The organism is Exiguobacterium sp. S22-S28 (genome assembly GCF_043359615.1).
In the GTDB taxonomy this organism is placed as follows: domain Bacteria; phylum Bacillota; class Bacilli; order Exiguobacteriales; family Exiguobacteriaceae; genus Exiguobacterium_A.
Map to the genome: position 1 here is coordinate 16,462 of NZ_JBHFFC010000030.1, position 19,475 is coordinate 35,936.

Annotated in this window: 18 protein-coding genes; 5 read left to right on the forward strand and 13 right to left on the reverse strand. The window is 47.3% G+C overall.

The genetic code is table 11. From position 1 onward, the window contains the following. Position 1: 1 nt before the first annotated feature. Together ACHA8N_RS12980 and ACHA8N_RS12985 are read left to right on the forward strand one after the other, a co-directional pair. Entirely contained in the window at positions 2-502 is a 501-nt protein-coding gene (locus ACHA8N_RS12980; RefSeq protein ID WP_393966126.1) for an Lrp/AsnC family transcriptional regulator, read from the forward strand. After that, a complete protein-coding gene (locus ACHA8N_RS12985; RefSeq protein WP_393965966.1) occupies positions 499-1,689 on the forward strand; it encodes an aminotransferase in 1,191 nt (396 codons plus the stop codon). The genes ACHA8N_RS12980 and ACHA8N_RS12985 overlap by 4 nt, the downstream gene beginning before the upstream one ends. A 288-nt stretch (positions 1,690-1,977) precedes the next feature. Here the strand turns inward: ACHA8N_RS12985 and ACHA8N_RS12990 are convergent, their stop codons facing one another. The 3 genes from ACHA8N_RS12990 to ACHA8N_RS13000 all read right to left on the reverse strand — a co-directional run bounded on the left by ACHA8N_RS12990 (position 1,978) and on the right by ACHA8N_RS13000 (position 3,603). Next, positions 1,978-2,490 carry a hypothetical protein gene (locus ACHA8N_RS12990; RefSeq protein ID WP_393965967.1) on the reverse strand — a complete coding sequence of 171 codons (513 nt, stop codon included), beginning with the start codon at positions 2,488-2,490 and terminating at the stop codon, positions 1,978-1,980. Between the two features lie 71 nt (positions 2,491-2,561). Next, entirely contained in the window at positions 2,562-3,452 is an 891-nt protein-coding gene (locus ACHA8N_RS12995) for a MazG nucleotide pyrophosphohydrolase domain-containing protein (protein ID WP_393965968.1), read from the reverse strand. Next, positions 3,418-3,603: a hypothetical protein gene (locus ACHA8N_RS13000; protein WP_393965969.1), complete on the reverse strand. Its 186-nt coding sequence runs from the start codon at positions 3,601-3,603 to the stop codon at positions 3,418-3,420. The genes ACHA8N_RS12995 and ACHA8N_RS13000 overlap by 35 nt, the downstream gene beginning before the upstream one ends. A gap of 86 nt (positions 3,604-3,689) precedes the next feature. Between ACHA8N_RS13000 and ytvI the strand changes: the two genes are divergently transcribed. Then, a complete protein-coding gene (gene ytvI, locus ACHA8N_RS13005) occupies positions 3,690-4,814 on the forward strand; it encodes a sporulation integral membrane protein YtvI (RefSeq protein WP_147510542.1) in 1,125 nt (374 codons plus the stop codon). Here ytvI and ACHA8N_RS13010 read toward each other — a convergent pair. The 3 genes from ACHA8N_RS13010 to ACHA8N_RS13020 are packed head-to-tail and all read right to left on the reverse strand — an operon-like array spanning position 4,798 to position 7,047. Further along, positions 4,798-5,466, reverse strand: a complete 669-nt coding sequence (locus ACHA8N_RS13010) for a DUF429 domain-containing protein (protein WP_393965970.1) — start codon at positions 5,464-5,466, stop codon at positions 4,798-4,800. The two genes, ytvI and ACHA8N_RS13010, sit on opposite strands and share 17 nt — an antisense overlap. Beyond that, entirely contained in the window at positions 5,447-5,614 is a 168-nt protein-coding gene (locus tag ACHA8N_RS13015) for a hypothetical protein (RefSeq protein WP_167498326.1), read from the reverse strand. Before ACHA8N_RS13015 ends, ACHA8N_RS13010 begins: the two co-directional genes overlap by 20 nt. Then, complete coding sequence (locus tag ACHA8N_RS13020; protein ID WP_393965971.1) at positions 5,614-7,047, reverse strand: leucyl aminopeptidase; 1,434 nt, start codon at positions 7,045-7,047, stop codon at positions 5,614-5,616. The genes ACHA8N_RS13015 and ACHA8N_RS13020 overlap by 1 nt, the downstream gene beginning before the upstream one ends. 353 nt (positions 7,048-7,400) lie before the next feature. Here ACHA8N_RS13020 and ptsP point away from each other — a divergent pair, with 353 nt between their 5' ends. Beyond that, entirely contained in the window at positions 7,401-9,125 is a 1,725-nt protein-coding gene (gene ptsP, locus ACHA8N_RS13025) for a phosphoenolpyruvate--protein phosphotransferase (protein ID WP_393965972.1), read from the forward strand. A gap of 338 nt (positions 9,126-9,463) precedes the next feature. On the opposite strand, the gene ACHA8N_RS13030 is transcribed toward ptsP, so the two are convergent. The 6 genes from ACHA8N_RS13030 to ACHA8N_RS13055 form a co-directional block, all read right to left on the reverse strand. Continuing rightward, complete coding sequence (locus tag ACHA8N_RS13030; RefSeq protein WP_147510538.1) at positions 9,464-10,975, reverse strand: MDR family MFS transporter; 1,512 nt, start codon at positions 10,973-10,975, stop codon at positions 9,464-9,466. A 146-nt stretch (positions 10,976-11,121) separates the two neighbouring features. Beyond that, on the reverse strand, positions 11,122-13,215 hold the full coding sequence (ptsG, locus tag ACHA8N_RS13035; RefSeq protein ID WP_147510537.1) for a glucose-specific PTS transporter subunit IIBC: 2,094 nt from the start codon (positions 13,213-13,215) through the stop codon (positions 11,122-11,124). Between the two features lie 131 nt (positions 13,216-13,346). Beyond that, entirely contained in the window at positions 13,347-14,870 is a 1,524-nt protein-coding gene (ptsG, locus tag ACHA8N_RS13040; RefSeq protein WP_147510536.1) for a glucose-specific PTS transporter subunit IIBC, read from the reverse strand. A 222-nt stretch (positions 14,871-15,092) separates the two neighbouring features. Then, positions 15,093-15,950 (reverse strand): glucose PTS transporter transcription antiterminator GlcT, encoded by an 858-nt coding sequence (gene glcT, locus ACHA8N_RS13045; RefSeq protein WP_026827654.1) that lies wholly within the window; start codon positions 15,948-15,950, stop codon positions 15,093-15,095. A gap of 102 nt (positions 15,951-16,052) precedes the next feature. Next, the gene (locus tag ACHA8N_RS13050) at positions 16,053-16,370 is read right to left on the reverse strand and encodes a YuiB family protein (protein WP_147510535.1); all 318 of its coding nucleotides are present in this window, start codon (positions 16,368-16,370) and stop codon (positions 16,053-16,055) included. A gap of 81 nt (positions 16,371-16,451) precedes the next feature. After that, positions 16,452-17,663 carry an NAD(P)/FAD-dependent oxidoreductase gene (locus tag ACHA8N_RS13055; protein ID WP_393965973.1) on the reverse strand — a complete coding sequence of 404 codons (1,212 nt, stop codon included), beginning with the start codon at positions 17,661-17,663 and terminating at the stop codon, positions 16,452-16,454. Positions 17,664-17,906: 243 nt separating this feature from the next. On the opposite strand from ACHA8N_RS13055, the gene ACHA8N_RS13060 reads away from it, so the two are divergent. Continuing rightward, positions 17,907-18,902 carry an NAD(P)/FAD-dependent oxidoreductase gene (locus ACHA8N_RS13060; protein ID WP_026832246.1) on the forward strand — a complete coding sequence of 332 codons (996 nt, stop codon included), beginning with the start codon at positions 17,907-17,909 and terminating at the stop codon, positions 18,900-18,902. A 79-nt stretch (positions 18,903-18,981) separates the two neighbouring features. Here ACHA8N_RS13060 and ACHA8N_RS13065 read toward each other — a convergent pair whose 3' ends face one another. Beyond that, positions 18,982-19,470, reverse strand: coding sequence for a GNAT family N-acetyltransferase (locus ACHA8N_RS13065; RefSeq protein WP_393965974.1), 489 nt, complete (start codon positions 19,468-19,470; stop codon positions 18,982-18,984). Positions 19,471-19,475: the final 5 nt, after the last annotated feature.

Consider the following 19,475-nt stretch of genomic DNA (forward strand, 5'->3'; position numbering starts at 1 on the left):
TATCGTGTATACAGATAAACAATTGGAATTACTTGAATTATTGACCCAGAATGGACCGATCGATCACGCCCTTGCTGCTCAGATGCTCGATCTGACGGAAGAGGAAGTCTTGTCGTCGCTTGCGGCATTCAAAGAAGACGGCGTCCTGCTCGGCTACACAGCCGTCATCGATTGGCAAAAAATTCACGCCCATCATGGTGTGACGGCTTTTATCGATGTCAAAGTGACACCAAAACGCGGTCGCGGCTTTGATGAAGTCGCGGAGCGAATTCATCGTTTCCCCGAAGTGACGTCGCTGTATCTGATGTCCGGCGCCTACGACTTGCAAGTCGTCCTCGACGGGAAGTCTCTGCAAGAAGTTTCTCAATTTGTTTCAGAAAAGTTATCGACTCTCGACTCCGTCATTTCGACGACGACTCACTTCCGCCTCAAAACATATAAGCATGATGGCGTCTTATTCAGTCAGGATGACGAGGATAAACGATTGAAGGTGTCTCCATGAAGCAGTTATCAGAACGCGTCGAACGGTTGGCTCCGTCCGGCATCCGACGTTTTTTTGACTTGGCCGGTTCGATGGAAGACGTCATCTCCCTCGGCGTCGGTGAACCTGATTTTGTTACCCCGTGGAATGTCCGGGAAGCCAGCTTCGCCGCTCTCGAGCAAGGTTACACGGCATACAGCGCCAATGCTGGATTAGTCGAATTACGACAGGAAATCCGTCTGTATATGCAAGAAAAATTTTCGATGGACTACCGGGTGGAAGACGAAATCATCGTCACGACCGGCGCTTCGGAAGGACTTGATCTAGCTTTCCGGACATTGATCAACCCCGGAGACGAGGTGATTGTTGTCGAACCCGCATTCGTCTCGTATGCACCGTTGATTGAACTCGCCGGAGGCATCCCTGTTGCGGCTGCTTGTCAGGCCGAAGACGGCTTTACGATTCAACCGGACACGATCGAGGCAGTCATCACGAATCGGACAAAAGCCATTATCTTTTGTTTCCCGTCCAATCCAACCGGTTCCGTCATGTCACGGGATCAATTGGCTGATCTTGCGTTACTTGCAAAAAAACATGATCTTTATGTCATCAGTGACGAAATCTATGCTGAACTATCCTACGAAGAAGAGCCGACGTGCTTCGCGACCTTGCCGGATATGAGAGAGCGGACGATTGTCATTAACGGTTTCTCAAAAGCTTTTGCCATGACCGGTTGGCGGCTTGGCTTTACATGTGCTCCGCCCGCCATCAGTCAGGCCATGCTCAAAGTCCATCAATACGGTATGATGTGTGCACCAACGCTTGTCCAGTTTGCCGGCATCGAAGCCTTACGTTCCCGTCATAAAACGGTTCCGGACATGGTCCGCAGTTACCGGCAGCGGCGCAATTATTTCGTTAAAGCGTTGAATGATGCCGGACTGCCGACACATTCACCGGGCGGCGCCTTCTATGCCTTTCCGTATATCGGTGGAACCGGTTTGACAAGCGAAGAGTTCGCAGAACAACTGTTGTTGGCTGAACGTGTCGCAGTCGTTCCCGGCTCCGTATTCGGAGCAAGCGGTGAAGGCTATGTCCGTGCCAGCTACGCCAGCTCGATTGAACAGCTTCAACAGGCCATTCACCGAATCAACCGGTTTATGCAACACTTGAAGCAACAACAAGTTGAACTTTCCAATCAATCAAGATGAACTTGATTTAAAAATCTGTATGTACAAAAAAAAGAAGGTGGATGTAGTATCCACTCCTCCTTCAGATCAAATAAAACGTAGTAGCTTTTCTTACACAAGAAAAGCTACTACTTTTTTTGTTAAATTCGCATACAGCAAATCTTCATTTCATCTTTTTGAAATAAGAATTTCAGATGCAATCCGACAGCACAGAACATCTTTTTCTGAATTGAACTGCTACAAAAAAGTTAGATACAAAACTCCGATTTTTTCATTCGTAATTAGACCAAAACTGATAGACACGTTAACTTATTCCTCATAAAACTTATTATATGTTTCGTGATATCTTTCTTTCAACTTTTTAACCTTTTCACTGTCGTCAGAGATAATATCAATCACATCCGTGCTGACATACACCAGAAAATCATGATTAAAAAATGCTATATATGATTGAGGATGTCCCCTATACACTTGAATACAATATTTCATCACTTCGTCTTTATCCAAATGATTGACCTGGATGTAAACCGTACCTTCTCCTGACATTTCGTTTTGAACAACATGCTCTTTCCAATTACGGATTGTAAGATATTTCCCTAACTTCGCTTTTGAAGAACGACGTACGTTATTGACGATATATTCCGAAGCGAATATAAGACTAAGATTTTGATTTTCCTGAAAAACCGTATTTAGAACATCTTTCAATAGAGGGACGTTTATATCTTCCATCGCAAATCTAATCCGATGTTGCGTATCCACTTGAAAATAAGGAGTCTCCTTAGTCACATCGAAATCAATGTTGAACCTGTTTCGTTTAAACATTTCTTGTTAGTTTCCTTTTCTATATTTTTGAATTGGCTCTACTTTTGATCCAGCATGATTTTAAAGCTGATTCATTCATCTACATGCAACACCAAAAACATACGGTGTTCATCCTCGGCATGATACGGTGATACCGGACCAAGTTGAGGGGCATAGACGTCAATCCGGTAAGGCGACTCTTTAAACGACAACGGTGTTTGTTCTTTAATGATCCGGCCGGCCGTGTCTGCCTGCTCTTTAACATGCAACAGACTGTCGCTTCTCTCAATCGGCATTTCGATGACGAAACCTTCAATCCCTTCGATCCGGGCACAACGCAGGAAGCGGCGTAAAGAGGGCAGGGCAGAATGAATATGCGTCTCGAATGTCATACCTGTTTCGTGGACAGGCGCTCCCCACAGTCGTTCCGCGTTGCCTGTCGCGCTCCGGAAATGCTCGATGGTGGCTTCCGTCACCGGATCACGTGTCAAAGCAAATCGTGTTCGGTCACGATTTAAGTTTTTTTCGTTTGTCCGGTCGATTTCTTGCAACAAATCTAGCTGAAGTGGTCGTGCCAATCGAAATAATTCAAGCTGGAGACGAGCGAGTGACGTCCCGATCGGGGTGACATCTTCTGTCTTTTTCGGCGGTTTGTCACCTTCATATCCGTTCATGACACGAGCCACCTGACCTGCTTCATGAACAAGTCGATAAAAAGAACCTTGTGCCTGGTCTTTCGTCGTCTCAAGCTGTTGATGCTGCTGCGCTAAATCCGTTACATATTGATTTGCAAGACATGTCGAAATCATCAAGACATCCACTAATTCCGATTTAAGTGACGATTCATCTCCGACTTCGAGTGCTTCCCCCACTTCACCGACCTCCTCAATCAAGCGGGCTAATCCAGATAACGGACGAAAGTATCCTCCAAGCGACCGGATCGTCGCATCAACCTTTTGTTGAAGAAGAAACATCTCCTGCATCGTCCTGCACCTCCGTTATTCCCTTCACAAGCCGGTCTTCCGATTGTTTCTTCACTTGTTTAGCGAACTGTTGATTCTTACGCCATTCACGTACAGCCAGTCCACTCGCGACAGCGAGTGAGACAAGTAACCCTGCTTCTCTGCGTTTCATCTAAATTCCTCCTCGTTTGAGTGATACGTTCTTTGAACAAACATGATATGATGTTGGCAATACATACATAGTAAGAGGTGTTGCTCGTGTCGACTGAACGTCTTTGGCAATTAGCTCGTTTCTTTGGTGTCATCCTTGCCATCTTTTTTACCGGTTGGCTGCTTGTCCGCTTATCTTCGATTCTGTATCCGTTCGTCTTTGCGTTTTTACTCGCCCTGTTCAGCCGACCGCTTGTCGACTTTTTCCAAAAGCGTCTTCGGATTAATCGGGGGTGGGGTGCCCTGCTCTCCATCATTTTAATGAGCGGTCTGTTGATCGGCTCACTTGTCTTGATCATCATGCAGTTGATTCGCGGACTTGTTTTTGTCGCCAATCAACTTCCCGCACAAATCCAAGAGTTGAGCCTTTATTTCCAAAAGCTCTACAATGAAAAATTAGCACCGATTTGGAATGATGCCTCTGAAGCTCTGCAGTCGCTTGAGCCCTCACAACAAAATACGGTCCAAAACAGTATTCAATCACTCGGCAGCTCCCTTGCCAGTGCGATCGGAGAAGGCTCAAAAAATATCGCCGGAATGTTGCAGACCATCTTAGCCACGTTGCCTTCAATCGCCTTGATTCTAGTCATCGTCCTGCTTGCCTGGTTCTTCATTTCAAAAGATTGGCACCGGTATGAGCTCCGGTTGAAACAATATGAAATGTTACCGTGGTTCGCCCGTGCCGAGTCTGTTGTCACAAGTCTCCGATCCGCGCTGTTCGGCTATATCAAAGCACAGTTGACCTTGATTACGATTACATTTTTTATCGTCCTGATCGGACTTTTGATCATCGGAGTCGAGCATCCGTTTGCGATCGCCTTCATCGCCGCCTTCTTTGATATCCTGCCGTATCTTGGAACCGGCTCTGTCTTCTTGCCTTGGATTGCCTATTCTCTTATTACGGGAAATACAGGTCTGGCGATTGGTCTGGCGGTTCTCTATGGGATCGTTATCTTACAACGCAATATCATGGAACCTAAAATCGTCGGGGATAACATCGGTATTCAACCCATCACCGCCTTGATCGCCTTATTCGTCGGTATTCAATTTTTTGGTGTCTTCGGACTGATCTTAGGTCCACTGATTGCGGTTATCATCAAAGCCTTGCACAATGCCCAAATTTTTCATTACCTTTGGGACTTTATTAAAGGATCACCTACACCGTTTCGGTGAAGGTGATCTTTTTTGGTAAAGCAGCGTATAGTGGTCGTCCTGTTGAATCCAGTGGACACGTGTCCGGCAGATAACTAGCTGGAAAGGTAGCAGCGACGGCAAGCAAACACGCATCGATCCAGTCGTCTGTTGCGACACCGCGCACGTTCAATTCCCAGTAAGCCGGACAGTTATACCGTTGCAACAGTTCTATCCGTTCCGCTGCTCCCTCGGTCGTCCGTTTATTGTACCGTGCCGGATGCCCCGTCAGTCGGGCGAAACAGGCTTCCGGATGGGATTCGATTAAGCCCACCCGGTAATGGGTGCGCACCTGTTGAATTTTCGGCAATAGATACCACGCTTGTTTCGATAAACCAAATCCCGCGTGATGCTTCGAATACTCGTTTGCTGTTGGATAATCCGGTTGCTCCAACGCCGCACGCAATGGGGCGTTAAAGACACTGCTCGTACGACCGGGCTTCAATTCCGCTCGTAGCAACTGATCGACCATCCGGCGTTTGTCTTCTTCCAACCCAATCGGCATATCAATATAGATAGTGGTCCCGAGCTCGATTTCCGAAAGGGACGATCCAACTGTCCAAGAAAACTGACCGTCTTTAATCGACACCGCCACCCAACCGGCTTTCGCCGCATCAATCCCGGTGACGTTCATCGGACTTCTCCCGTATCATTTTTAAGAGCGACAAAATAGTGAAAACCCCTAAAAAGGTCGCCGCGGCTAAGGCCAGTTGATCACGTGAATCGAGGTACCAGACGATGCTGATGACGGTCAAAAGGACGAGGACACTGTTAAGCCGCATCATTTTTCTTGTTCGACGAAACGATACAGACTCCGGACCATGACACCGGTCGCACCTTTTGGACCAAGTTCCGACGGCGCTTTTTGCTCGGATGTTCCCGCGATATCAAGATGGAGCCACGGTGTGTCGCCGACAAATTCTCCGACGAAGGCACCACCAAAGATCATGTGTCCCATCCGTCCCGGTGAGTTGTTTAAGTCCGCGACGTCCGAGCGACGGACTTGTTTGATGAATTGATCGACGTACGGCATCTGCCAGACCATCTCGTTTGTTTCTTGCGTCACGGCTTCGAACCGTTCATATAATGCGGCATCGTTCGTCAACGCACCTGTAATTTCTGTACCAAGTGCCACCAAAACTCCGCCCGTCAACGTTGCAAGATCGATAATCATCTTCGGTTTGTATTCTTTCGCATACGTGACGGCATCTGCCAGTACAAGTCGCCCTTCAGCATCCGTGTTCAGGATTTCAATCGTTTTCCCTGCCATCGACGTAATGACATCATCCGGTTTAAAGGCATCGCCGGAAATCATGTTGTCTGTCGCCGGAATGACTCCCAGCACATTCACATTCGGCTTCAGTTGCCCGAGCGCTTCAAATAATCCGAGAACAGCGGCTGCTCCTCCCATATCGCCTTTCATGCCGACGATGCCGTCTTTTGGTTTAATCGAATAGCCGCCTGTATCAAACGTCACACCTTTTCCGACAACCGCAATCGGTGCATCGTCTCCTGCCCCTTTATATTCAAGGACAATCAATTTTGGTGGAATGGTCGATCCTTGGTTGACGGCGAGCAATGCTCCCATCCCGAGTGCTTCCATGTCTGTTTTCTCAAGAATCTTCAAATCGTGTCCGTGACGTTCGGCAATAAAGCGGGCTTCATCCGCCAAAGCCGGTGCCGTCAATAAATTACCGGGCATCGTCACGAGGCGACGGGCGAGATTCGTCGCTTCTGCGAGCGCTGCTCCGCGCTCGACTTCTTGTTCTCCCGCGTCTGACCAAATCGTTAAATCCAGCTCATACGCTTTTCGTGCGCCTGTTTTGTAATGTTTGACTTCGTATGTAGCGAGGCCAAATGTCTCGGCAATCAATTCAACCGGTTGGTCCGGAAACGTCGTCGCATCTACTGTCGCTTTTGACAGATGGCGTGTTTTTAAGAATTGAGCCGCTTTTCCGAGTAACCGGCGAAGCACGTCCGTTGTCAGGCTTTCTGACTTTCCGAGTCCGACGAATAAGACACGTTCAACCGTTCCCGTCAGTGTCGGCAGTAAACGCAGTTCTCCTTGTTTCGTTGAGATGTCTCCCCGGCGCACCCATTCGTCCAATCGATCCGGATATAAGGCACGAATCCGTTCATCGACCGGCTTGTTCCCGGAAATACCGACAACGAGTACTTCGACATGTGCTTGCTGATTTACTTGATTCCATCGCATGTTTCATTCCCCCTTTAGTGATAGGTATTAGTATGAAGCGTTTGACCTTATTTTCCAACTGATAGCCCCCGGGAACAATGAAACCGCTCTCACAAAAGTCGTTCTCTAATTTGTCGATTTGGAGCGTTTCAAACAATTGTTGCCCGTTTCACAATGTGATAGGATTAAACAGGTGAAAAGGGCAGGCACTTCTAGCAAACGGTCATTTGGCAACGACAGAAATGTCTACGTTTTCATTCAAAGGGAGAGTCCGCAAGCGACCCGTTAAGAGAGATGCGTTTATGGGTATCTATAGATAGCAAAGAAATGACGTCGCTGCGGCGAAAAAACTTACTGAAAAGAGGGTAATGCACATGGCACAGCACATCAAAGGAATTGGCGCTTCTGCAGGGATTGCGATTGCGAAAGCATTCGTAATGGAAACACCTGTCTTTGACATTCCAACGCATAAAATCGAGGATTCAGCAGCAGAAAAGGAACGTTTCCAAGCCGCTATCGTTAAATCGAAGGGTGAACTTGAAATCATCCGTGAGAACACATTAAAAGAGCTCGGCGCGGACAAAGCAGAAATCTTTTCCGCTCACCTCTTAATCTTGGAAGACCCGGAAATCGTCAGCCAAGTCAACGCAAAGATCGAAGATGAGAAAACAAACGCCGCTCAAGCACTCGATGAAGTGTCACAGATGATGGTCATGATCTTTGAGTCGATGGACAACGAATACATGCGTGAGCGTGCAGCGGATGTCCGTGACGTCACAAAACGGACGATGGCCCACTTGCTCGGCATCACATTCGTCACGCCGGCTCAGATCAATGAAGAAGTCATCATCATTGCAGAAGATTTAACGCCTTCAGATACAGCACAACTCAACCGGAAGTATGCAAAAGGATTTGCTACGAACATCGGCGGACGGACTTCGCACTCGGCGATCATGTCCCGTTCTCTTGAAATTCCGGCTGTCGTCGGAACAAAAGTCGTCTTGACGGAAGTCAAACACGGTGATTTCTTGATTCTTGACGGAGCAGAAGGAGACGTCATCGTCAACCCTTCAAGCGAACAAATCGCAGAATATGAAGAAAAACGTTCAGCGTACATCGCTCAAAAAGAAGAGTGGAAAAAACTTAAAAACGAAAAAACAGTTACAGCAGACGGACATCACGTCGAGCTCGCAGCGAACATCGGAACACCAAATGATGTCAAAGGTGTTCTCGAGAACGGTGCGGAAGCAGTCGGATTATACCGGACAGAGTTCCTCTACATGGACGCTGAAACGTTCCCGACGGAAGATGAGCAGTTCACGGCCTACAAAACGGTTCTTGAATCAATGGGCGATAAAAAAGTTGTCATCCGGACACTTGATATCGGCGGCGACAAAGAATTGTCTTACCTCGATCTCCCGCATGAGATGAACCCGTTCCTCGGATACCGTGCGATCCGTCTTTGCTTGGATCAAACAGATCTCTTCCGGACACAACTTCGCGCCCTTCTCCGCGCAAGTGCATACGGAAAACTTGCTGTCATGTTCCCAATGATCGCGACACTCGAAGAATTCCGTGCAGCAAAAGCACTTCTCTTGGAAGAAAAAGCAAACCTTCAAGCAGAAGGTGTGACGGTTTCAGAAGAGATCGAAGTCGGAATGATGGTCGAGATTCCATCAACGGCTGTCATGGCGAAACAATTCGCGAAAGAAGTCGACTTCTTCTCAGTCGGAACAAACGACTTGATTCAATACACGATGGCAGCTGACCGGATGAATGAAAAAGTTTCGTATCTCTACCAACCATTCAACCCAGCAATCTTGAACCTGTTGAACAACGTCATTACAGAAGCACACAAAGCAGGCAAATGGGTCGGCATGTGTGGTGAGATGGCTGGAGAAGAACTCGCTCTCCCAATCCTCCTTGGACTCGGACTCGACGAATTCTCGATGTCAGCTTCTTCTGTCCTTCGCGCACGCAGCTTGATGACTCGCTTGAACAAAGCAGAGTGTGAAGCAATCGTCGAACAAGTACTCGATATGGACACAGCGGAAGATGTCGTCAACTTCCTCAGCACGACATTCGATATCAAAAAATAAGTTTTTTCGGACACGTCCCATCTTGGGGCGTGTTTTTTTGTCGCGTTAACAAAGTATCTTCTTTTCCTTATACTTTGTGCCGGAAATCGGATTAACCTACGTCGAAATCATTCTTCTCTGCACTCGCTTTCCTCAGGCGAGACACAAGCCAGTTTTCCTGCCCCGTGTGGGCAGAAAAGCGGGTCTTGTTTGTCTCTGACAGCGCAGTTTACACTTGTGCTTTTTCCTGTAAGAGTCTCGTGCATCGAATGATTTCGAACAACAAATAGAGGAAAGCGGATTCTACATCCACTTTCCTCTATTCTGTTAATGCTTATTTAAATAGTTTTACCCACACATTATGCTTGCTTTGTTTTCGGTCGTTCGCCTTGTCCTTCTTTTAACGTGGGGCGTTCATTCCCCATCAAGAACACAAAGACGACACCAAGCACAGCTGGAATCAATGCCCACAGATAGACGGACGAAATCGATTCCGCAAGTGACGACTTGATGGCATTCGCTACTTCCGGCGGCATCTTCGCAAGGGCCGAAGCGGTCGGGAATTGTCCGCCATCCGGCGCGTTCCCGTTTGGTAACTGTTCACTGATTGTCGATGAGAACGTCCGGGATTGGATGATTCCAAGTACCGTCACCCCGAGCGTCATCCCAATCGTCCGGAACGTTGACCCCATCGAAGTGGCAGCTCCCCGACGTTGCATCTCAATTCCGTTGATACTCGCCAAGTTGAGTAACGAGAAACTGAACCCGACACCAAAACCTAAAATGATCATGTAGATTGTGATAGCTGTTCTTGATGTTTCGAGGGACATCGTGCTTAACAGATAGACCCCTAACAAGAAGAAGACGGCCGAAACGAGCATGACGTTTCTGAATCCGTATTTATTCGGCAAACGTCCGCCGAGTTGTGCCGAGACAACTGATGCAATCAGCATCGGCATCAAGATCAAACCGGAGTTGGTCGCACTTCCACCAAACACGCCTTGAACAAAAATCGGGATGAAGACACTGGCAGAGATGAAGACGAAGCCGTAAAAGAATGCCACCCCTTGTGTCGCCGCAAACAGTTGCCGTCTAAATAAACTGAACGTAATGACGGGATCCGCCGCCCGACGTTCGATGAAACCAAAGACGATAAAGGCAACAAGTGCCGCGCCGAATAATCCTAAGATTTGCGGTGAACTCCAGGCGTACTCTTTTCCGCCCATCTCAAGTGCCAATAAGAACAGGACCAAACCTGCGACTAACGTCACCGCTCCGGCATAATCGATTTTTTGCGTCCGGTGAATCGGTGATTCCTTGTAGAACAGCGAGACGAGTGTCAATGCCAAAATCCCAAGTGGAATATTGATGTAAAACACCCAGCGCCAGTTGATGGCATCGGTCAAGACCGCACCAAGCAACGGTCCGAAAATACTTGAAATTCCGAAGACGGCACCAAATAATCCGCTGACCTTCCCACGCTTTTCCGGTGGGAAAATATCAAAAATGATCGTAAATGCGATCGGCATCAAAGCACCGCCGCCAAGACCTTGAACGGCGCGATAAATGGATAATTCAATGATCGAGTCTGCCATTCCGCATAGTACACTGCCGGCGATAAAGAGTAACATCCCGAACAGGAAAAATCGTTTTCGACCATACATATCGCTCAACTTACCGAAAATCGGCATACCGGCGACGGTCGCAATCATATAAGCGGAAGTCACCCACGCATATTGATCAAACCCGTTTAATTCACTGACAATCGTCGGCATCGCCGTCGCAACGATGGTATTGTCCATCGCCGCCACTAAAATCCCGATCAATAAACCTAACACGACATAACGTGTTTTTGTCGAAGTCGTAGCCATCGACTCACCTCTCTCTTGAAAAAAATAGCTAATCTTCATAATAGCTTATTCATTGTATCATCATATGTGCAGATTCTCATTACTGAATGTATAACACATTAAAAAGACACGATCTCTCCCAAAGCAGAGATCGTGCCTTACCGCAATCACTTGATATCATATGACATTTTTTCGCCGGCTTCGACTGTTTTCCCAACATCGACCGAGACTTTCCGGTCGCCGCTGTTTGTAACGATGATTGGTGTCAAGAGTGACGGAACGAGTGGTCGGATTTGTTCCAGATCGACGCTTAACAACGGCGAACCTGGTTCGACCCGATCGCCCGCTTTTGCCAGAGCTTCAAATCCTTTTCCTTCAAGCGAGACGGTATCAATACCGATATGAATCAAGATTTCATCTCCATTATCAGCAAGAATACCAATCGCATGTTTCGTCGGGAAGAAGGTCGTGATTTCACCGGAAACAGGAGAAACGACATACCCTTCTGTCGGCTCAATCGCATAACCGTCACCCATCATCCGTCCGGAGAAAACTTGATCCGGTACGTCATCGAGCGAACGAATTACACCGCTCAGTGGAGAAACATAACCGTCACTCGGTACGTAAGCACCATCTGTTCCGGCTAAGCCCGACCGGTCATCAGTCCGTGCTTCCGCTCCCGTCGGCACTTGTGGAATCGGATCCGCTTCCGGTTTGACCGGTGGTTTGTAGTTCGGATCGTTCATGATTTCTGCCATCTCGGTCTTGATGCCATCTGACTTCGGACCAAAGATTGCTTGTACGTTGTCCCCGACTTCAAGGACACCCGCGGCACCCAACTGTTTCAACCGCTCTTTGTTGACGCCTGATTTATCATTGACGGTAATCCGGAGCCGCGTGATACAGGCATCCAAGTGTTTGATGTTCGAGGCGCCGCCAAAGGCTTGAAGAATTTCATACGGCAATTCGCCAGCAGTCGTCGTAGATGTGGCAGCCCCTTCTTGAATCGCTTCGCGTCCAGGAATCTTTAAATCGAACTTATTAATGACGAAGCGGAAACCGAAGTAATAAATAACGGCGAAGACGAGACCAACCGGGATGACGAGCCACCAGGAGGTCCTGTTCGGTAAAATACCAAATAACGTGTAATCAATTAATCCCCCGGAGAAGGTCATCCCGATCTTGACGTTCAAGATGTCCATAATCATGAATGATAATCCGGCAAAAACAGCATGAACTGCAAACAACAATGGTGCAACGAATACGAATGAGAACTCAACAGGTTCAGTGATCCCTGTCAAAAACGATGTCAGGGCAGCAGAGAAATATAATCCTTCAACTGCTTTCCGGCGATCTTTGGCGACGGTATGGTACATCGCAAGACAGGCGGCCGGAAGTCCAAACATCATGAACGGATATTTCCCGGTCATGTACGTCCCGGCTGTGAACGGAACCCCGTCTTTCAACTGGGCGAAGAAAATCCGCTGATCCCCATTGACGATCGTACCGGCTTTATCCGTATATTCGCCAAACTGGAACCAAAAACTCGAATACCAAATATGGTGCAAACCAAACGGAATGAGAGAACGTTCAACTAATCCAAAGATGAAGGCAGATAACGTTTCATTTGATTCAATGATCGTTTTCGAGAACGTATTGATTCCCGTTCCGATCGGTGGCCAGATGTAAGACAACGCAAAACCAGCGACTAAACTGAATAGCGCTGTAGCAATCGGGACAAACCGTTTACCGGCAAAGAATCCAAGGAAATCCGGCAATTTAATTTTAAAGAATTTATTATAGCTGTACGCCGCTATCAATCCGGCGATGATCCCTCCGAATACCCCCATTTGCAGGGTCGGTATTCCTAACACGGTGGCATACGATAAATCACTCGACTTTTGTGCTTCTGTAATCTTTTCCGGTGTAATCTGTAAAAACGAGCTGATGACCTTGTTCATGATCAAGAATCCAACAATCGCGGCTAACCCTGCGACCCCTTCACCATTCGCAAGACCAATCGCGACCCCGACGGCAAACAATAATCCTAGATTGGCAAAGATGATATCCCCCGCATCCTGCATAACCCGCCAAATGACGACCAGTGCGTCATTTTCGAGAAACGGAAGATACTGCGTCAGATTCGGGTTTTGAAATGCCGTACCAAACGCCAGGAGAAGCCCCGCTGCCGGTAGGATCGCAACCGGTAACATTAACGCTTTACCGATCCGTTGCAACACACCGAACACATTTTTCCACATCAGTGATTTCCCTCCTTTTTTGACCAGACTACTTAATTCATACCCTTAATGTTTCTCGGGCAAAACTATTTGTTTCATATTTATTTCCAGAAAAAAAGAACCTTTCCGAATCGGAAAGGTCCTTTAGCGAATTATACTGATTTTTCTTGTTTACGTGAGTTGATGACCGCTTGAATTTCAGATTTAATGTTATCTGATTTTGGTCCGTAGATCGCTTGAACGTTGTTACCAACCTCAAGAACACCTGCCGCACCTAATTTTTTCAATTCGTTTTTATCAACTTTAGATTTATCAAGAACTTCAACACGAAGACGTGTGATACATGCGTCAAGGTGTTTGATGTTTGATTCAGAACCGAGTGCATCGAGAATACCTGCTGCGAGCTCAGATCCTTGAGCCATTGACGTTTCTTGTACTTCGTCTTCACGACCTGGTGTTTTCAAGTTGAACTTGCGGATTGCGAAACGGAATCCAACGTAGTAAACAACTGCGAGAACAAGACCGACGACGATGACGAGCCACCACTGCGTACGTCCTGGAAGGACACCGAAGAGAAGGAAGTCAATCAATCCACCTGAGAATGTCATCCCGATTTTAACGTTCAAGAGTTGCATTGTCATGAACGAAAGACCTGCGAAGACCGCGTGAACTGCGAACAAGATTGGAGCAACGAATAAGAATGCGAATTCGATTGGCTCTGTGATACCTGTTAAGAAAGCTGTAAGTGCTGCTGATCCAAGAAGACCACCAACGATTGCGCGACGCTCTGGGCGTGCTTCGTGGTACATGGCAAGTGCTGCTGCTGGAAGACCGAACATCATGAACGGGAATTTACCAGTCATGAACGTACCAGCTGTTAATTCAACGTTATCTTTTAACTGAGCGAAGAAGATTGCTTGGTCACCACGAACAACGTCTCCTGCTGCATTCGTGTACGAACCAAATTCGAACCAGAATGGTGCATAGAAGATATGGTGAAGACCAAATGGAATCAATGAACGTTCAATGAGACCAAAGACGAAAGCGGCAAGCGTCGGGTTTTTCTCCATCATGAAGTGGGAGAATGTGTTCAACCCGTCTTGAGCGAACGGCCAAACGAAAACAAGTACAAGACCTGCGAACAGTGAAACAACTGCTGTAACGATTGGAACAAAACGTTTTCCTGCGAAGAATCCGAGGAACTGCGGCAATTCGAGATTATGATACTTCCCGTAGGCCCAGGCGGCGATTAAACCGATGATGATACCACCGAAAACACCTGTTTGAAGCGTTGGAATACCAAGTACGTTTGCGTATCCTTGTCCGTTAGCGACCATTTCTGGTGTAACGCCGAGCCAAACGCTCATTGTTTTGTTCATGATCAGGAATCCGACGATGGCAGCAAGCCCGGCTGCGCCGTCTCCTGCTAATCCAATCGCGACACCGACCGCGAATAAGAGTGCTAAGTTACCGAAGATGATATCTCCGGCTGCTTCCATCAATTTTGCAACCTTGATGATTGCATCATTTTTTAAGAACTCGAGTTTTGACGTCAAGTTCGGATTTTGCATCGCGTTACCGAATCCGAGTAAGATCCCGGCAGCAGGCAAAATCGCAACAGGAAGCATCAACGCTTTACCAACACGTTGAAGAACAGCAAAAATCTGTTTGAACATGTGTGTTTCCTCCTTTTGATGTAAAAACTAAAAATAATGAATAATACCAATGACGGGTTGAAAAAAGTCAGACATCCGACCGATTTTTACAGAAAAAAATCAGGCACAAGCGGATTGTAGACAAAATACACTTATCCCGCGAAAAAAATCTAACGGAAATAAACCATTTTGCCCGACATCCCACTCATGCCTGATCGTATCAGTAACACGTAGTCCGTGCGGTCATTTACCTAAATCGTACTGCACTAAGCGTTGCAGATGCATCGTAAGATACGTCGCTTCACCGCGCGGTACCGCTTTCTTCAGCTGGCGTTCCATGATGGACATCAGCTCCCAAGCAGTATCATAGCACAGCGGATATTCTTCACGCAATAGCTTTTCTACTTTTTCTGGCGCCTCTAGATACTCCCCATTGGAAACCCTTTCAATCGCCGAACGCAAGTGTCGGATCAAACGCTTGTAATCCAGTGATTTCCGGTCGATTTTGATTTGCAACCGTTGTTCGATGTGACTGGCAATCAATCCGACCAATTGATGATGCCGGTTGACTTCGAGGACATCTTTGAAGTTCGTCGCCGAATGAATGTGAAGTGCGATAAATCCGGTCTCGGCCGGCGGTAAATAAAAATTCATCTCCGCACTGATGAATTCGACGATTTCTTCAGCGAGCGCATATTCTTCCGGATACAACGCTTCCGTTTCCGCGAGAAACGGATTCGTCACTTCCATCCCTTGTTCCAGCCGTTTGAAAGTAAACGTCAAGTGATCCGTCAAACCGATGTGAATATGTTCATCGACCCGTTTTCCAAACCGCGTCTCAATCATGGATACGATTTCGTTCATCAAGGCGATGAAGTTTTCATCGAGATGGCCGACAAGTGCTTTGTACTGTGCCTGCTCGTCTTTATCTTTTAACGTATACACTTTTTCTAATTTTTCAAGATCCGTTAGTTGATCGCCTGGCTTCCGACCGAAGCCAATCCCTTTCGCGAGGATAATGACTTCCTGATTCGCACCAGTCGAACAAATGACGACATTATTATTCAAGACCTTGATAACGTGGTACATTTGTTTATCCATTCGCTCTCAACCCTATCTGCTCTTACACATTTTTTTAAAAGACACTGTTTTTATTATAACGTGTTTTAACGCACTAAAAAAGTCTACTTACTCAAGTAGACTTTAAAACATTTGGTAACCACTTTTACGCAGGAAGCGAATGGACATCCCGGCGATGATAATTCCGGCAAGACCGGCTACAAACATCGTGATATCTGCCGTCTGCAGACCCATAATCCGTTCACCCAGATTCGGAATCGCTTCGCGTGCATTCGTGAAATAATCGAGCGTCGATTGATTATCAATCATCATGATGATGATCAATGGATACAACACAAGCATGATCCACGTACTGCGTAACAACATGTTTAAGATAAAACCGATACTAAAGAACATGACGAGATAAAGAACACTCCCGATCACGGCTTGAATGATATGCATACTGTTCCCCCTTTGAATCTCTTTTAGTATAACCGACAAAAAAGGCAAATGCACGAGTGTACATTTGCCTAAAACGTGAACTTAGAATTTACCTTTTTTGATGGCAAGACCAATCTTTTTGAGCTCAAGGAAATGCTTGTTGTCGATGACTTTTTTCATGAATGATGCATTGCGACCGTAAATCTTCTTACCGAAGACCATGCCGATACCATCTTTATGACCAAGTGAAGCGACCGTTCCTTTGTTCTCATATGTGAATGTCGATGTTTGACGTCCACCGATCAGTGCCGAAATGTTCTCAGCCACTTTGTGTGCTTGTTGTGTCGCGATCTGAGCCGTCGGCGGGTACGGACGGTTTGAAGCCGGATCCATAACAGCTGAACAGTCACCGATCATGAAGACATTTTCATGTCCAGGAACACGGAGGTCTTCTGCGACGACGACACGGTTACGCATCGCTTCAAAGCCAGATGCTGCAACAACCGGGTTACCACTGACGCCACCTGTCCAGATGATTGTGTTCGCTTCGATTGTTTCTATTGTTTCACCTTGGAGCGGTCCGAATGTCACGCTGCCCGGTCCACATTCCTTGATGCCGTTACCGAGTTTGAACTCGATGCCTTGGCGCTCAAGCCATTTGTGCGCGTAGTTGACGAGATCCGCATCAAATCCAGGAAGGACCGTTGGAGCCGCTTCGATATTGACGACACGAACGAGTTCGCGTGGGATATCATATTGTTTGCAAAGTTCCGGAATCCGGTTGACGAGTTCACCCATGAACTCAATACCCGTAAATCCAGCACCACCGACGACAATCGTCAAGAGCGAACGGTTTGTTGAACCCGTCGTTTTGTACTCTGCGAATGAATAGTCGATGTGTTCCTTGATTTTTCGTACACTGTTCAATGAACTGATCGTTAGAGCGTTCTCTTTCAACCCTTTAATGCCGAATGTTTCAGGAACGCCACCAAGCGCCACGACGACATAATCGTAAGGGACTGTTCCACCGTCGACGAGCTTCACTGTATTGCTTGCCGTATCGACTTTCTCGACGATCCCTTTGACGAGTTTGACACGTGAAGGATTGATGACATCATTGATGTAGATACGCGCTTGTTCAGCAGACATTGTTCCCGCTGCTGGTTCGTGTAACCACGTTGTTTGGTAATGATAATCGTGTTTGTTGATTAAAGTGATGTTTGCTTGGTCGACGCCAAGTTTTTTCTGAAGGTTGACTGCTGTGATCAATCCACCGTAGCCGGCTCCAAGAATAACAATGTTTGGTGTGTTCATGTTCTGATACCCCTTACGATTAATAGTTTTGTTGTGATTTTCTTCACATTCAATTGCAGATAAATGCTCAAAAACTTTGTTCAAATAATGTTCACACGTCTATACGTTCATTGAACCATTTTCTATCATAGATTGCAAAGTAAAAATATGCAATCCCTGAAAAAAATGTGAGATGTCCCGCACTTGCCACAGGGAACCCATCTTCCTATATAATAGGAGTATCCAACTTTAGGAGGGACTCAGATGCACCAACCATATGATGTAACGATTATCGGCGGTGGTCCAGTCGGACTGTTCACCGCTTTTTACTCAGGCATGCGTCAGATGAAGACGAAAGTCATCGAAAGTCTGCCACAACTCGGTGGACAACTGGCGACGCTTTATCCTGAAAAATATATATACGATATTGCCGGCTTCCCGAAAGTCAAAGCACAGGATTTAGTCGATCGTCTGCTCGAACAGGCAAACGAATTTGATCCGACCTATGTCCTCGGCGAGACCGTGCTTGCCTACGAACGTCTCGATGACGGACTGATTCGCCTCGTGACGAATAAAGGAGAACATTACACGAAAACCGTTATTCTGACGGCCGGAAACGGCTCGTTTGCTGCCCGCCCGCTCGGCGTTGCCGATGCAGAACGGTTTGAGACCAGCAACCTGCATTACTTCGTCAACGAGATGGACCGCTTCAAAGATCGTCAAGTCGTCTTACTCGGCGGCGGCGATTCCGCCGTCGACTGGTCCTTGATGCTTGAGCCGATCGCAAAATCTGTCACGCTCGTCCACCGTCGTGATAAATTCCGTGCCCATGAACATACGGTCGAATTGTTGCATAATTCGTCCGTCAATGTCATGACACCGTATACGCTCGAATCGGTCACAGGGGATGACAGCATCGAGACGCTGACGTTTAAACATGCCGAAACGGATGAAGTCATCGTCGTCGGCGCAGATGATGTCGTCTGTAACTTCGGTTTCGTCTCCTCGCTCGGACCGCTCAAGGAGTGGGAAGTCGAGTTCGAACGCAATTCCATCCGCGTTAACTCGAAGATGGAAACAGCGATTCCCGGCGTCTTTGCTTGCGGGGATATCGCGACTTACGACGGTCGTGTCAAATTGATTGCGACCGGTTTCGGAGAAGCTCCGATTGCCGTCAACCAAGCGAAGTTGCTTGTTGACCCATCAGCCCGTCATCCGCAACACTCCACAAGTCTTTTTGAAAAAGTCAAAAACCATTAAGTATGACCCAACAGCAGCGTCACCTCGATTTCCAGATCGAAGTGACGCTGCTTTTTTGGGCTTATAGATTGGATGATGGTCAGAGCATAATTCGATACGTGTACTCCATCAGTTGTTTCCCACCCCGCTCGATCCGTTGTTCAAAAACGAGACGTCCGCCGAAGCGTTCATAAAAGAAACGGGAAGGATTATCCGCCAACACGTGGACGACGCAAGACGAGAAGCCTTGCTGTCGCAACTCTTCTAGGACATGATCAAACAACCGCTTCCCTATCCCTTGTCCTTGATGGGTTTTTAAAAGATAGAGCGCGTACAACTCTCCTTCCGTCCCTTTGCTCCCCCTGCTTGGTCCACCGTTCGCAAATCCGATGACTTCGTTTGTCTGATCAAGCGCAACGAAGACCGGACCTTCCGTCAGACTTTTCCGCCAGCCGTGTTTCCGCTTGTCGTGCGACAACTGCTCCAGATACATCGTCGGAATGATGCCGTGATACGTTTCCCGCCAAGAGACGATATGCACTTGCGCAATGCGGTCGGCGTCTCCCGGAACGGCTAATCGAATGTTCACGGTGC

Excerpts from the sequence above, each read along its gene's own strand:
- ACHA8N_RS12985 (WP_393965966.1), top strand. The coding sequence starts at position 499 with ATGAAGCAGTTATCAGAACGCGTCGAACGGTTGGCTCCGTCCGGCATC.
- ACHA8N_RS12990 (WP_393965967.1), bottom strand. The coding sequence starts at position 2,490 with ATGTTTAAACGAAACAGGTTCAACATTGATTTCGATGTGACTAAGGAG.
- ACHA8N_RS12995 (WP_393965968.1), bottom strand. The coding sequence starts at position 3,452 with ATGCAGGAGATGTTTCTTCTTCAACAAAAGGTTGATGCGACGATCCGG.
- ACHA8N_RS13000 (WP_393965969.1), bottom strand. The coding sequence starts at position 3,603 with ATGAAACGCAGAGAAGCAGGGTTACTTGTCTCACTCGCTGTCGCGAGT.
- ACHA8N_RS13010 (WP_393965970.1), bottom strand. The coding sequence starts at position 5,466 with ATGAACGTCACCGGGATTGATGCGGCGAAAGCCGGTTGGGTGGCGGTG.
- ACHA8N_RS13015 (WP_167498326.1), bottom strand. The coding sequence starts at position 5,614 with ATGCGGCTTAACAGTGTCCTCGTCCTTTTGACCGTCATCAGCATCGTC.
- ACHA8N_RS13020 (WP_393965971.1), bottom strand. The coding sequence starts at position 7,047 with ATGCGATGGAATCAAGTAAATCAGCAAGCACATGTCGAAGTACTCGTT.
- ptsP (WP_393965972.1), top strand. The coding sequence starts at position 7,401 with ATGGCACAGCACATCAAAGGAATTGGCGCTTCTGCAGGGATTGCGATT.
- ACHA8N_RS13030 (WP_147510538.1), bottom strand. The coding sequence starts at position 10,975 with ATGGCTACGACTTCGACAAAAACACGTTATGTCGTGTTAGGTTTATTG.
- ptsG (WP_147510537.1), bottom strand. The coding sequence starts at position 13,215 with ATGTGGAAAAATGTGTTCGGTGTGTTGCAACGGATCGGTAAAGCGTTA.
- ptsG (WP_147510536.1), bottom strand. The coding sequence starts at position 14,870 with ATGTTCAAACAGATTTTTGCTGTTCTTCAACGTGTTGGTAAAGCGTTG.
- glcT (WP_026827654.1), bottom strand. The coding sequence starts at position 15,950 with ATGGATAAACAAATGTACCACGTTATCAAGGTCTTGAATAATAATGTC.
- ACHA8N_RS13050 (WP_147510535.1), bottom strand. The coding sequence starts at position 16,370 with ATGCATATCATTCAAGCCGTGATCGGGAGTGTTCTTTATCTCGTCATG.
- ACHA8N_RS13055 (WP_393965973.1), bottom strand. The coding sequence starts at position 17,663 with ATGAACACACCAAACATTGTTATTCTTGGAGCCGGCTACGGTGGATTG.
- ACHA8N_RS13060 (WP_026832246.1), top strand. The coding sequence starts at position 17,907 with ATGCACCAACCATATGATGTAACGATTATCGGCGGTGGTCCAGTCGGA.